Here is a 16,500-nt window from a genome sequence, read left to right on the forward strand (position 1 = left end):
TGGGCGTGGCATTCGAAGCGCATGCCGTTTAGTTTTAACTACGCTATAAATCTTGGCCAGTTCGAATGTCGGCCTCACGATCGCTTAGGATGCTGCTGCTCCCAACTTCCCAACCTCGTCCTGTTTATATTTTCAGTAAAACCTATTTGATGCATTTACTCAGTCGGCTCCCCTAAACGTCAAAAGCGGTAGCCCGCAATTCCGAGGGTACTGGTGCATTATTGAGCGGACTTATAGCGTACCGAAGCAAGGCGACTAAGAACAAGATCGACTTTCGCCGTGTAGCAGTCCGCTGGTTTTTTTGACCTACAGATGTGGGGGCGATCTGGGCTATTACTGGGACGGGCAAATAATTTCACCCTTTCATTGCCACGATTAGAATTAAGGCTGTTTTCCACAGACGCGTCGCCACCCAGAATCTCGACATAGGAATAACCAGCATCTCGAGCGAGTTCAGCGGCCCGATAGATAGCCATATTCAGCGCGAATCCCGTCCCATGCATTCGGGCAGAATTCGCAACGATCCTCCATGTGCCGTCCTTCTCGACACGATCCTTATACCCAACGAAACCCCACCCATCCAAAGGCCGATAGGCCTGGCTTTGGGTAGCCGATGCGCCGGTGACCGTTGCACCAAGGAGGAAGAAGGCAAAGATTATTGTTCTCACGTTTGATGTCCTCATCAATATCGTAGGAATTATCATGAGGCAGGCTGGAAAAATTTCTCCCAACAAACTCAGTTAAAATTCCCGCTGCGGGCGAAGCGAACGTGGCTCGCGACGGTGTCAAACGTTCCAGATTTCGCCGATTCTTCGATACTGATCTCTGCGGCCGAACTGCTGCCGAATTGGCTAATTGCCTCCACCAATTGGCTGGCGAAAAGCTGGGGCTCTCGTCGATGGGTCTCGACCTTGGCTTCGAAATAGTTCATCGCGACGTCGCCAAGAGATCCAGTCCGGCCATCCGTCCAGGTGAACCCTCCGTGGTTGAGGATGATATTGTCATCCCACGACCATGCCTGCGCTGTTGCTTGCCCTGCAAGGGAGATCGACCGGATCCCAACGTCCGCCATGGACGACATTTCATCTGAGGCAGCAACGCCGTCTCCATCGGCATCCTGCCAGATCCCGAATTTCGACCACTCGTCGTCATGGGTATCGAAGCGGCCATCGCCGTTGGTATCGAATGCCGACAAGCCATCAAGGTCCGATTTAGCGCCGGGCTTGTCCTCGACGAACGAAAGCTCGTTCGCGCCGGAAATCGTGCCATTGCCGTCGCGGTCGTAGAAAAGCAGTCCATCGCCTTCGCCGACCCAACCTGTTCGATCGGCAAACCCATCGCCATTCCAGTCGAACCGAGCATGGGACTGTTTGCGCGCAACGAGATCGATGCCATCTCCATCAAGGTCAAGCACGATCGGCGCTGCAAGAGACACCTGAACTCCACCCTTGAACTGCGCCTTTTCAATGCCAGTCAACGTGTCGATACCGTCATCGCCATCCTCGGTTGGACTGTTGTCGACGACTGCGATCGATCCCGAAGCCGTGACGAGGGAGTAGGACGCTTGGACCCCGGCAAATTTGGCAATATCGGTTCCATTGCCACCTGACAGGCTGTCATGGCCTGCTTCACCCGACAGGATATCGTCGCCGGATCCGCCAAAGAGTTGATCGTCACCGGTACCGCCGAACATCGTGTCGGCGCCTTCATAACCATAGATAACGTCATCGCCTGCCGTCGGCTGCTGCGACAGAGCCATGAGCTGGGCGTGGTTCCAGATCGTACCATCGGCGAAGCGGACCTGATCGATCCGGTTTTCTCCGCTGTTCACGGTCGCCTGCAGCGTTACCTTGTCATTCGTTCCAGCGATGGCCAGGATCAGGTCGTTGCCATTATTGCCTTGGCTGACCGTAACATCAGCCGCAGCAATGCCGACGCCAAACTCAACCGTGTCCGTGCCCCAGGCGCCACTGTCACCCCAATATTCCCGGATGACGTCCTGCCCATCGCCCAAGTTGAATCGGTAGATATCGTCACCGCCGCCTCCAACAAGGAAATCATTGCCGGTGCCGCCGATCAGAATGTCGTTTGCGCCGCGACCATTCAGCACGTCGTTTCCGGCCCCACCATTCAACGTTTCCGCGTCATAGCTTCCAGCAAAGCTGTCGTCACCGGCGTTGGACGCCATCGACCGTTGCATCAGCTCCGCATGATTCCAGACTGTACCGTCGGCGAAGCGAACCTGATCGATCCGGTTTTCGCCGCTGTTCACCGTGGCCTGGAGTGTCACCTTGTCATTCGTACCGGCGATGGCGAGGATCAGGTCGCCGCCATTGCTACCCTGGCTTACGGTTACGTTGGCGCTTAGAATGCCAACGCCGAATTCGACCGTGTCCGTCCCCCAGGCGCCGCTGTCACCCCAATATTCCCGAACGATGTCCTGGCCATCGCCCAGGTTGAAGCGGTAGATGTCATCACCGCCGCCGCCGACAAGGAAATCATTGCCGGTGCCGCCGATCAGAATATCGTTGGCCCCGCGACCATTGAGCACGTCGTTCCCGGCGTCACCGGTTAGCGTCTCTGCATCATAGCTTCCCGCGAAAATATCGTCGCCGCTGTTTGCGGCCATGGACCGCTGCATCAACTCCGCATGATTCCAGACCGTGCCGTCGGCGAAGCGAACCTGATCGATCCGGTTTTCGCCGCTGTTGACAGTGGCCTGCAGCGTCACCTTGTCATTCGTGCCGGCGATGGCGAGGATAAGGTCGCCGCCATTGCTGCCTTGGCTTACCGTGATATCGGCTGCGGCGATCCCGATGCCAAACTCAACTGTGTCCGTGCCCCAGGCGCCGCTGTCGCCCCAATATTCCCGAACGATGTCCTGACCATCGCCCAAGTTGAAGCGATAGATGTCATCACCGCCACCGCCGACGAGGAAATCATTGCCGGTGCCGCCGATCAGGATGTCGTTGGCCCCGCGACCATTCAGCACGTCGTTTCCAGAGCCGCCGGTTAGGGTCTCTGCATCATAGCTTCCCGCGAAATTGTCGTCGCCGCTGTTTGCGGCCATAGACCGCTGCATCAGTTCGGCATGCGTCCAGATCGTACCATCGGCAAAGCGGACCTGCTCGATCCGGTTTTCGCCGCTGTTGACGGTGGCCTGCAGCGTCACCATGTCATTCGTACCGGCGATGGCGAGGATCAGGTCGCCGCCATTGCTACCCTGGCTGACCGTGACATCTGCCGCGGTGATGCCCGCGCCGAACTCAACCGCGTCCGTGCCCCAGGCGCCGCTGTCGCCCCAATATTCCCGAACGATGTCCTGACCGTCGCCCAAGTTGAAGCGGTAGACATCGTCACCGCCACCACCGACGAGGAAATCATTGCCCGTCCCGCCGATGAGGATGTCGTTGCCATTGCGGGCGTTCAGGACGTCGTTGCCTACGCCGCCTGTCAGCGTCTCGGCTGCACTGGTACCAGCGAGCTGTATGTCACTGGATGTGCCCGAGGCTGCCAAGGTCAGGAGGTTCGCGTGGGTCCAGACCGTACCATCTGCAAATGTCACTTGCTCGATGCGACGTCCGCCATTGTTGACAGTGTCGTCAAGCGTGATGCGATCGGAACCTCCAGCGAACAACAGAACAAGGTCGTTGCCGTTATCGGCCTGCACAACCGTGACATCTCCGGGCGCTATGCCGATTCCGAGCTGGAGCGTATCTGATCCATTACCATCGTCTCTAATGAGATCCTGACCGTCTCCAGCATTAAAGATATATGTGTCGTTGCCGTCATTGCCATAGAGTATGTCGTTGCCGCTTCCGCCAGTGAGCACGTCATTACCACCCCGGCCAGCCAAAATGTCTGCGCCGGCACCGCCTGCCAAGGCCTCGTTGTCGTAACTGCCGTAGAAGAGATCGTCATTGGCATTGCCGAGGATCGAGCGCGCTACAAGGTCAGCATGGGTCCAGATCGTGCCATCGGCGAACGTCACCCGCTCGATGCGTCGATACCCATTGGTCATCGTATCGTTGAGCGTGATTCGATCGCTGCCATTGCCAAAGAGCAGGACAAGATCATTGCCGGTGTCGGCCTGCACGACCGTGACATCCCCAGGCGCTATGCCTGCACCAAGCTGGATCGTATCGTTGCCGTTGCCGTCATCCGTGATCGTGTCCTGACCGCCGCCAGCGACGAAGACGTAAGTGTCGTCGCCGTCATTACCGTAGAGCGTGTCATTTCCAGCGCCGCCTGTAAGCGCATCGTTGCCGCCACGTGCAACCAGCACATCCTCGCCCGCACCACCACTCAGACTGTCAGTGGTGAAACTGCCGTAGAAGGTATCGTCGCCTGCATTGGCGAGGACCGAACGCGCCACGAGATCGGCGTGGGTCCAGATCGTACCGTCGGCGAAGCTCACGCGCTCAATGTAGCGATAGCCGTTGGTCATCGAGTCATTGAGCGTGATCCGATCGCTACCATCGCCAAAAAGCAGCACAAGATCATTGCCAGTGTCGGCCTGAACGACCGTCACATCAGCTGGTGTAATGCCTGCGCCAAGCTGGATCGTATCATTGCCGTTGCCATCATCCGTGATCGTGTCCTGACCATCGCCTGCGGCGAAGACGTAAATGTCATCGCCATCGTTGCCGTAGAGCGTGTCATTTCCCGCCCCGCCCACAAGCATGTCATTGCCGCCTCGAGCCACCAGCACGTCCTCGCCTGCACCACCGGTCAGGCTGTCAGTGGTGAAGCTGCCGTAGAAGGTATCGTCGCCCGCGTTGGCGAGAACCGATCGCGCCACGAGGTCGGCATGGGTCCAGATCGTGCCATCGGCGAAGGTCACTCGCTCGATGTAGCGATAGCCATTGGTCATCGAATCGTTGAGCGTGATCCGGTCGCTACCATCGCCAAACAGCAATACAAGGTCGTTGCCAGTGTCGGCCTGGACCACCGTCACATCACCTGGCGCGATGCCCGCGCCAAGCTGGATCGTATCATTTCCGTTGCCGTCGTCCGTTATCGTGTCCTGACCATCGCCGAGAGCGAAGGCATAGATATCGTCGCCATCATTGCCGTAGAGCGTGTCGTTTCCGGTGCCGCCCGCAAGCGCATCGTTTCCGCCGCGGGCGACCAGCACATCGTTGCCAGCCCCTCCCAAGAGGGCATCTGCATTGAAGCTGCCGTAGAATGTATTATCACCCGCATTGGCAAGTACCGAACGCGCCACAAGGTCGGCATGGGTCCAGATCGTGCCGTCGGCGAAGGTCACCCGCTCGATGAACCGATAGCCATTGGTCATCGTGTCATTGAGGGTGATCCGGTCGCTACCGTCGGAGAACAGCAGCACCAGGTCATTGCCATTGTCTGCTTGCATGACCGTGACATCTGCCGGCGCGATGCCCGCACCCAGCTGGATTGTGTCATTGCCATTGCCGTCGTCCGTGATCGTATCTCGGCCATGACCGGTTTCGAAAACATAGGTATCGTCACCGTTTTGGCCGTACAGAAGATCGTTGCCTGCCCCGCCCTTGATGAGGTCGTTGCCCTCGCCGCCGTTGATGGTGTCCTGGCCTTCATCGCCAAAGATGGTGTCGTTTCCACCATAAGCATAAATCAGGTCATCGCCCACGCCGCCTCGCAGCGTTTCGCCATTATTTGTGCCCTGAACATTATCGTTGCCGCTGGTAAAAGGCACGGTGGGGGCATCAAAATCGTCGCGGTTCCAGATCGTGCCGTCTGCAAACTGAATCCGGTTGATCCCATAACGCGGCGTGGGTTCTGCCGAACTTGTCCAGAACTGCGAAGTGGATTTGAACGTATCGCCTGTACTGTTGATCGTGACGGTCAGGCTATCGCCGACGCGCGCAAGCGAAACTTCGTTCGGCAGGGCGTCCTTGAGATAGAGCGTGTCATCGCGGGTGTAGCCAGAGCCGCTATTGTTCAGGACATCATTGCCATCGCCTTTGGAAAATTCGATCGTGCCAAAGCCATTGCCCTGCACGGCAAGCGTGTCGTTTCCGGCACTGGGCCGCACGCGATAGCTTAACGAGGGTAGGTTGATCGTATCGTTCCCCGCCGTTCCAAGGATAAGCGCATTATTCCGGATGTTCGTTCGATCCCAGGTCGTGCCATCCGCAAAGACGATGCCCGCCAAACCATATTGCGCGCCCTGGGCTTCACCCGAAAACTGATTGGCGACGCTGAAGCTTTCTCCGGTAGCGGTAATCGTGACCTTCAACTGGTCTCCGCTGCGGATCAGACTCACATCTCCGGTCGATAGGCCGGTCAGCTGCAACAGATCGCTGCGCGCATAACCTGACCCTGGGTTGGTCAGCACATCATTGCCGTCACCGGCGCCAAAGCGGAAGCTGTGGCTGCCATTACCCGACACAGTGAATGTGTCGTTTCCGGCTCCACCGGCGACAACAAGCCCACTCGAATTGAGGGTGGCACTGTCGTTTCCTGCGCCGGTCTCGAGCGTGAGCCCGTCCAAAGCTATCGTCGAGAAGTTCAACACATCATCGGTTGCGCCCCATTCGACCACGACGTTTGCATGACCGTTACCAGTGAGACGTTCTACTGAAGCCAGCGACGCAATTCCAATCCTCACATTATCCGCCGAAGCGCGAACGATATCGAAACCGTCGCCACCCGACAGGGTGTCGAAGCCGTTGGCCACACCGACATAATCGAAAATGTCGTCGCCTCCGTTGCCCGATATCGTATCGTTTCCGCTGCCGCCTCGAACAACGTCCGCCTGCGCGGTGCCGACAAAAATATCATCTCCACCTTCGAGGTCGATCCGCGAAAGGCCCTCAACCGTCAATCCGTTCAGGTTCGTCGTTTCGGCGGCATCGGTGCGCGCCAGGATCACGCCTGTAAATTGTCCGCCTGAAATTGCCTCGATATTCTGATAGGACGCCAAGCGGATAACAACGTCGTTTGCAGCAGCTTCAATCCGGTCCGAGCCATCGCCACCATCGAGCGTATCGGCCCCAGTCTCGAGCCCGACATAGCGAATGACGTCATCGCCTGCGCCGGCATTGATGACGTCCGCACCAAGCGTGCCGGTCACCACATCATTGCCAGCGCCCAGATCGATCGAAACGATGCCGCTTAGTTCGGCAGCAGACAGATCAAGAGTGTCCGCCTCGTCGGTGGCTTCAATTCGAACATTCGCATGCCCATTGGACGTGATCAGTTCGACATTGCCGATGCTCGAAAGACCTATGACCGTATCGTCGGCCGCAGCTTCAATGCGATCATAGCCCGATCCACCATCTACGGCATCGATACCATCTTCGTCCCCGCCTATGACGAAGACATCATCGCCGCCTCCGCCTTGAAGGATGTCGTTTCCAGCACCGCCCTGAATCCGGTTGGCGCCGTCATCACCTGTGATCTGATCGCTGCCCAGGCCGCCTATGACAGCCTCGATCGACGTCAGCGTTTCGACCGGTGCCGATCCATTCGTCCGGATGATCGCTGCCGTTCCGGCTGCCAGATTGATATTCCAGCTATCGAGTGAGAAGCCGTAATCGGCGGTATCGAAGCCATTGCCGCCATCAAGCGTATCGACGCCCTCGTCACCAGAAAGAACATCATCCCCTTCGCCGCCATGCAGCGCGTCATTGCCTACGCCGCCGGAAAGGATGTCATTGCCATCTCCTCCGGTGAGTTGGTCGTCACCTCCGGCGCCCTCGATGAAATCATTGCCTGCCAGACCATTGATGCTGTCATTCCCATCGCTGCCGACAAGATAATCCGCATAGGGCGTCGCAGGCTGGGCCAGCAATTGCTCTACGATTTCGTCTCGATCCCAGACTGTACCGTCCGCAAAGCTGATCCGGGTAACGCCTGACCGACCCGAAGAGGATAACTGATCCTTGAGCACCACGCTGTCCGTACCGTTGGGCAAGGCAATGATCAGGTCATCTGGCGCTTCGATTGTCCGGTACAGACGGAGCGACGTGGTCGCGATCCCGGTGCCGAACACAAGCTTGTTGGCTGCGCCATCGCTCTCGATGATCGTATCTTCACCGTCACCAAGCGCGAAAAGATAGGTGTCGGCGCCGCCATGCCCGATCAGCGTATCATTACCAGCGCCGCCGGTCAGCGTATCGGCAGTGGAATAGCCTTCGATCAAATCGTTGCCGCTGGTCGCCTGACCAGTAAGCGCGGCCTGCCTGATATCGGCCATGCTATGCATGCTCCCGTCGGCGAATTTGAGGAACTGTATGCCAGCAAGACTGTCAGACTGAGAGCGCTCGAGCGTAACGGATCCCGTTTGGACTGCAAAGCTGATGATCAAAGGTCCGTCGGCCGTATTACGGGTCAAGCGAATATCGGCCAGCGCAATGCCGGGTCCAAAGCTCAGGATATTGCCGATTGTCGCCGTCGGGTCGGCATCGTCCGCCACGTCGACGATGACGTCGTTTCCGTCTCCACTGTTATAGACGAAGATGTCGTTGCCTGCGCCACCGACGAGCCGGTCGTCTCCCGCGCCGCCGGTCAGCGTATCGGCAAAATTGGAGCCTATCAACAGGTCGTTTCCGCTCGTGCCCTGTCCGCCACTCGCCTTTGCCAGCAGCGTCGCACGATCCCAGATCGCCCCATCAGCGAACCGTATTTCATCGACACCGGTTTTAAGGCCAGTCCGATTTTGATCGAGATAGATGACGTTCTCGTCGTCGATGTAAAGAATGATGTCATCGGCATCCGTAGGGGCCACCATGACCGTCACATCGCCGCTGTTGATCCCTTCGAGGATCAACACATCCGAGGCGGCGGCCTCATCAGGATCATAGATGGTGTCGTAGCCATCACCGCGAGCGAACCTGTATGTGTCCGACCCCATGCCTCCTCGAAGCGCATCATCGCCCTTCATGCCACGGATCGTGTCAGCGACTGACGAACCGATAATGACATCGTCACCCATGGTAACGGGATTGAACTTCCCGTTGATCGTCGTCCCGCGTAGCAGATTTAGAAGGTTCGCAACGTTCCAGGTCTCACCGGTGTGAAACTGGATGGTGTCGATACGATTTCCGTCCAGTTCCGATCGAAGATATATCTTATCATCGCTGCCCTTAAAGGTAAGGATGACGCCACTTGTATCGCCGTCATCAAGAGCCTGAGAAATGATGACGTCGCTTTCGGCTATGCCTGCCCCAAGCTTTAATGTGTCATTGCCCCAATCATCAAATATGGTTTCAAAGCCGTCATGGCGATTGAAGATATAGGTATCGTCGTTGGCGCCGCCGTTTAGGTAATCATCGCCCTTGCCGCCGGCAAGAATGTCGTTTCCATCAAATCCTTCGATTTCATCGCTGCCACTGCCGCCGCTGATCGTATCGGCAAAAGAACTGCCGCGAATTTTATCATCACCGCTTGTAGGCAGGCCCGCCATGAGTTGCGTACGCAGATCGGTGTTGGTCAGCACTGTGCCATCGGCGAATTCGAAGCGCTCGATCGTCCGACCATTATTGGCATTCTGGTTGCGAATGTAGATCCGGTCCTGCGTTCCAGCGATGGCAATGATCAGGCCCTGGAAGTCGTCATCGACCGTGGGGGCCATGAGGACGAGGTCCGCTGACGAAATACCCGTACCAAAGCGGAGTGTGTCGGTGCCGGAATCGTCGTTGATCGTATCGGAGCCATCGCCCAGGTTGAACAGGTAAACGTCTTCGCCGCCGCCGCCGTTCAGATAGTCATTGCCCAGCCCGCCGCTGATAATGTCGGCCCCGCTATAGGCGTCGATCTCGTCATCGCCCGCGCCGCCATTGATCGTTTCGGCAAACTCGCTGCCCCTTATCTTGTCGTCACCGCTCGTGGGCAGGGACGCCATGAGTTGCGCGCGCAGATCGGCATTGGTCAATATCGTGCCATCGGCAAATTCGAAGCGTTCGATCGTCCGGCCATTATTGGCGTTCTGGCTGCGAATGTAGATCCGGTCCTGCGTTCCAGCGATGGCAATGATCAGGCCCTGGAAGTCGTCATCGACCGTGGGCGCCATGAGCACAAGGTCCGTTGACGAAATACCCGTACCAAAGCGGAGTGTGTCGGTTCCGGAATCGTCGTTGATCGTATCGAAGCCATCACCCAGGTTGAACAGGTAAACGTCTTCGCCGCCGCCGCCGTTCAGATAATCATTGCCAAGCCCGCCGCTGATGATGTCGGCCCCGCTGTATGCGTCGATCTCGTCATCGCCTGCGCCGCCATTGATCGTTTCGGCAAACTCACTGCCTCTGATCTTGTCGTCACCGCTCGTGGGCAAGGACGCCATGAGTTGCGTGCGCAGATCGACATTGGTCAACACCGTGCCATCGGCGAATTCGAAGCGTTCGATCGTCCGGCCATTATTGGCATTCTGGTTGCGGATGTAGATCCGGTCCTGCGTGCCCGCGATGGCGATGATGAGGCCCTGGAAATCGTCATCGACCGTGGGGGCCATAAGGACGAGGTCCGTTGACGAAATGCCCGTACCAAAGCGGATCGTGTCGGTGCCGGAATCGTCGCTGATCGTATCGGAGCCATCACCCAGGTTGAACAGGTAGACATCGTCATTCCCGCCGCCATTGAGGAAATCATCCCCTGTGCCGCCTGCAAGCGTGTCATTCCCATTATAGGCGTAGAACTGGTCTATACCGGCGGTGCCTGAGAGCGTCTCCGCTCCATTGGTGCCTATGATATTTGCCGCGCGGACTGTAACGTGGGAGCTGATCGCCGTGCGGTCCCATATGGTACCATCCGCAAACTGGATTTTCTCCAGTCCGTTTCTACCTTGATTGAATTGCCCTTCAACGAGGACCGATCCTGCCTGCCCGACGAAATCGATCCGCAGGTTATTGCCGTCGAGAACGTCCGTCGTGAGGACGAGGTTCGACGCGTCGATCCCTTCTCCAAGGAGAAGGAGATCATCGCCATTGCCCCAGTAGTCCTCGGCAATGCGATCATGCCCGTCACCAAAATTATACACATAGGTATCGCCGTCTTCGCCGCCGAAAAGATCATCGTTGCCGATGCCTCCAGTGATGACGTCCGCCCCGCCTCCGGTGTAGATGGTGTCGTTCCCCGCGCCGGCTTGTATTGCTCCGCTCAGATTGCTGTCACGGATGATATCGCTGTTGACCGACGACATTTGCACGACGATCTGAGCGGAAATGGCTGCTGCGTTCCATATCGTTCCGTCGGCAAACCTGAACTCTTCGATTTCGCTGCGACCACCTGCGAACTGTCCATCGATCAGGATCGAACCCGTCTGGTTCAAGAAGCTCACGCGAAGATTGCCGGGATCGATAACGTCGCGTGAAAGGACCAGATCCGCCGTGTTGATTCCAGCGCCGAATTGAAGCGCATCGACGCCATAGCCCCAATATTCGTCGGCTATGCGATCGTCACCATCCCCAATGTTGTAGATGTAGGTGTCACCGTCCTCGCCGCCAAAAAGCTCATCATTGCCAACGCCACCGGCAACCAAATCCGCACCCTGGCCCGCGTAGATCGTATCCCGCCCGTCTCCGGCCAAAATGACGTCATCGCGCGCGACATATTGCGCGCCAAAATAGCCGGTACGGATAATATCATTCGCCGACGACTGTGCCTGGGCGAGGAACTGTGCATCAATGGCGGCGCGATCCCAGATCGTGCCATCCGCAAATTGAATCTGCTCTATGCCCGCGGTTCGCCCACTCGTGTGACCATCGATCAGGATCGAACCATCGCGATTTGCGAAAGTGATCCGCAGATTATTACCGTCGAGTACATCGCGCGAGAGGATCAATTCTTCCGGGAGAATATCTTCTCCAAAAAGCAGCGTATCGGTTCCATCATCCCAGAAACCTTCGACAATGCGATCATCGCCGTCACCGATATTATAGACATAAGTATCGGCTTCCGAGCCACCGGCCAGATCATCATCGCCAGCACCGCCCGTGATGATATCTACGCCTTGGCCGGTGTTGATGACGTCGTTGCCGGCGCCGGCGCTCACCACGTCATCCCTGGAGATAAATTGGGCACCGACATAGCCGGTTCGCACAATATCGGCTTTTGCGGAAACTGATTGCGCCACCATTTGCGCGTCCATCGTCGCGCGATCCCATATCGTGCCATTGGCGAACTGGATCTGCTCAATGCCTGCCGTTCTGCCGCTGTTCTGGCCGTCCAGAAGAATGGACCCTGGGCCGGTCCTGAAACGAAGGCGCAGATTATTGCTATCGAGCACATCACGGGTGAGGATCAAGTCTTCTGGTGCAATGCCTGCGCCAAGAATGAGGGTATCCGTGCCGTCGTCCCAAAATCCGTCCGAGATGCGATCGTCGCCATCGCCCGGATTATAAATGAAGGTGTCGCCATTTCCGCCGCCGATCAGGTCGTCATTGCCCCTTCCGCCAGCGAGCGTATCACTGCCGTTGCCACCGCTGAAGACATCATCGGTGTCGAAGCCGAAAGCCGTGTCATTGCCATTTGTAAACACGGGAGCGGCCAACGCTTCGATATCGCGCACGGTCAGGCTGGTGCCGTCCTGGAAGCGTACTTCCTCAATGGATTGGGCACCGCTCTTGAGCAATTGGTTGCGGAGAATGATTTGATCGCCACCAGTACCAACCGTGATGACGATATCCTGTGGCGCTGCGGCGCTATGGCTGACGGTGATATTCGCCGCTGTGATACCAGCTCCAAACGCCAGCACATCTAGGTCCGATCCGTAACCTGCTTCTTCGATAACGACCGTGCCGTCGCCCAGCGAGAACAGATATACGTCAGACCCGAAGCCACCCTTCAAGGCATCGCCATCGCCACCGGAGAGTGTATCATCATATCGGGTACCAGCGACGGTTTCTCCAATGCCGGTGCCTGACGCGCTGACTCCCGCATTTCTGGCGAAAATAGCTTGCGCGGTAATCTGCCCACGTGACAATATCGTCGTCCCGAAGTCGAATGCTTCGACACCTGCGTGCAAGGTAGCCGCTGCACCGCGCAGATCTAAACGGTCTCCGTTATCGCCCAGCAAGATCGATATATCGATGCTGGAAGAGCTTGCGACGACCTCTACGTCATCAGCGGAAATACCATCTTCAAACTCGATGACATCGAAATCGGGCTCGTCGAGGCCGTTGTCGGATATCTTGTCAATCCCATCGCCTAGACGAAAAATAATCGTGTCACTGCCAGCCCCGCCTTCAATAAAATCGGCTCCCGCCCCCCCTTCAAGATAGTCATCTCCTCCTTGTCCAAACAAGCGGTCCTCGCCCATTTCGCCTAGGAGCCAATCCGATCCACTATTCATTGGATCTGAGGATACACCGTCAGTACCGACGAGCTGATCATCCCCGGAACCGCCCATTAAAACGTTGCCGCTTCCACCTCCTGCGTCGAGAATGTCGTTACCGGATCCACCAAAGAGCCAGTCATCCAACACACCTCCCGTAAGGAGATCATCACCATCTCCGCCGAAAAGATCATCACCGGAATCGCCAGCAAGTAGACGATCATCTCCGCTCCCGCCCCGAATAACATTAGCAACGAAATTTATGTCGGTCTTTGCCGGCCCTTCACGGCTGCCTCCCTCACTACCGGAGAGAAAATCATCGTCAGCGGTCCCAGTTATGCTCGTTTTCGATCCAGTATCAACTGTATCTGCTAATCCAGCAGATCCAAAAAACATTAAACGCTCACCGATACGCCCATTAGCTGACAGATCATACTTGAAACTGACTTTCCCAGCGTCTGCATCACTTGAATTAATTAAGTAGCTGAACCCCCCATCCCAGTCATGCGCATTACGTGTCAGAAGGCCGAGCTCCTGAACCCGCGTTAGGGCCAATATCCAATCCGCAGCAAACACAGAATCTGGTTCCGCTGCGATCATCGCGTTGATTGAAGCCGAAGCAGAAAGATAAGTTCTCAGCCGATCTACGACAGCAAAGTTTCCTAACAAGACATCCAAACCGAAATCTACGTTTGTCAGCGTCTGGCCTAATTCCACATCGTTTGGATCGATGATGTCATTTAAGCTGCTTGACTCTAGATATCCATTTTCAACAGTTTGATAGAATGCCCTCTTCGCGAATATGTCACCACCTACGAATTGGAAGTCTCTGGCAGCCTTCATCACACCATATTCGATTAGGTCAGAGGCTTCCCTAAAGTTAATTTTATTTCCGCTATTGGTTCCATCTAACCAATAAACATACTTCTTGCTACGCATACCGTAAGATCCGGCTTCTATATCACCGGAATTAACAAGTGTCCCACCGATTTGATCGATGATCTGATTCATTGTTTCAGCAGCGGTATCACCCAATTGCCTAGCTACCGCCCGCTTGCCTCCATCTTCCTTCCAGACCGTTGTCACTGCAAACCCATTACTATCAGGGTCATACTCGACGATTGCGCCGGATTTCGGCGTACCCGTAAAAATGCCGCCGATCAGGCCGCCGAGCAAATTACCTAGTAAAGACCCAATAAAAGCGCCGATAATCGGAACAGGAATGACAGTCTGTCCGATGATCGATGTGATTAGGCCTGCACCCGCTGTACTAGTAAGCGCGATGGATCCGAGCGTGCTACCAACAGCAGATCCAAGCTGCTCCCCTACCTCATCCCAGCTACCAATTTTGTTAGCGAGGGTATTACCGGCAAAAGCTGCGGCAATATTACCAAAGTTTGCAGCGTCCAGCCCGTGCAATGCATCCCGACCGGCAACAAGGTTGAGGGCAATAGTCGATACGGTAAAGCTTGCTACACTATTAGCAGCGCTTCCTGGCAACCCCGTAAGTCCAAGTTCGTTGAATAGTTCGGCTGTGATGTATGAACTTATGGCGCTGATGCCTGCATTCCGAATTTCCGCCGGAAATGTCGAAAAAGCATCACTCAGCGCTGTGGACAAGCCCTCTCCGCCGACTACGCCATCTATTACATCCCCAAGATTACTGCCAAGCACTTGCAAAGCGGACGAGTAGACGATACCAGCTAATTGATCCCCGCCAGCAAGAAAACTGCCAAAGGTCGAGCCGAGAGCGCCCCCCAAATCTGAGAATTCGACTACGGAATTATCTGAAAAATGAATATCGGTTGAGGATCCCTTCCCATTAGCATCGAGACTGATCTCAACCCAGAAGCTCGCCCCGTCTTGGGTTATGCGCTTTCTATAAGGTACGCCACCAACCAGATCATACTCTACGTTGCGTTCGGACAATTTGTCATATGCGCCGAAGCCAATCCCGGTTTCAGTAGAATATATCCGAGGCGGTGGCGCATTCGGATCGGAATCCGTGATCGCCTTGATGTATTGAGAAAAAGATTCGCCTAATTCACCGTAGTTTTCGCTGCCGTTGACCGATACTTGACCGTCAATTATCTGCACTTCAAAGCGTTGTCCCACGCCAGAAGCTGTGGCATCACCAGGGAAAGTGATCGTAGCTGTACTCGATCCATCCAAATGAGTGGAAATGACGGCAGACGCTTGAGATGGATCCCGAGCACCTATACCGATAAGCCTTTCGCCAGTTTGTGGATTGTATGATTCGGATCTTGCCTTGCTAGTATTGATAGATCCACCAGATAGCAGATTAGCTGTCAAATCTGCGGGCGGCTTTTTAGCCGTTACTATAATAGTTCCAAATTGGTCGACAATAGCTGGGTCACCCGAGACAATTTCTATATCGGACGAAATGTCCTTATCGCCAATCAAAATTCGGGTTTCTTCACCTACTTTTATGAGATTATAAGAATAAGGCTGGCGAGTGTTGAAATCATAGATGTACCATTCGTCGCGCCCGGCCAACGACCCTGTAATTCCTAGGGCGTCCAACACAGGATTTCCCGCATCAAGAGTCGTAGTTCTTTTTTCGATAACGATCGTCTTCATTTTACCGTCAACGATGTCATGCACAGTACGTGAGGTAGAAACGAACGATACGCCCGTATTAAGAACAGCTCCCCCGTTATAGGAAACACTTACTTCCGCTGTATACTTCGTATATGTGTCTATCGGTGATATAGGATCGTTACTATTGACGGAATCATGGCTTTCAAATTTGAATGCACCGCGAAGAGTAACGTCAGCCTTTCCATTCATGGAGTCCCTATTTTCCCAATTAGAGACGGCTTCTTCGAGAACGCTTGGTAACCCAATTTCTGCTTTTACCCCACTTTTCCAGTCCGTTCCAAAGCTAACAGCTCCGCCCACAACCAACGATGGAATAAATCTTGATATAGTATCGCCATTCTCGGCATTATAGCCGATTATTTTATTTATTAGACTTAGCCTGTCACCAATAGATAAGTTGACGTTTACCCCGACATTATAATCGACTTGTTCTGTCCCGTTACTGCGCGGCGTTCGAAATTCACCAAAGTTAAATGGTATTTGTCCGACAAGCGCACCAAACCACTTGCCAATGGTTGACCCAGCCTCCACATAGTCGATCCATGTGAAATCCGCCCGGTTTTGAGTACTAATACCTTCGTCGCTCATGTCGAATTTCTCCGAAA

Annotated in this window: 1 protein-coding gene; it reads right to left on the minus strand. The window is 55.4% G+C overall.

Annotated elements, in window-relative coordinates:
* Positions 1–736: 736 nt before the first annotated feature.
* The gene (locus K9B33_RS11340) at positions 737–16,483 is read right to left on the minus strand and encodes a calcium-binding protein (protein WP_224548822.1); all 15,747 of its coding nucleotides are present in this window, start codon (positions 16,481–16,483) and stop codon (positions 737–739) included.
* Positions 16,484–16,500 lie beyond the last annotated feature (17 nt).

The organism is Sphingobium sp. 3R8, assembly GCF_020166615.1.
Lineage (GTDB): Bacteria > Pseudomonadota > Alphaproteobacteria > Sphingomonadales > Sphingomonadaceae > Sphingobium > Sphingobium bisphenolicum.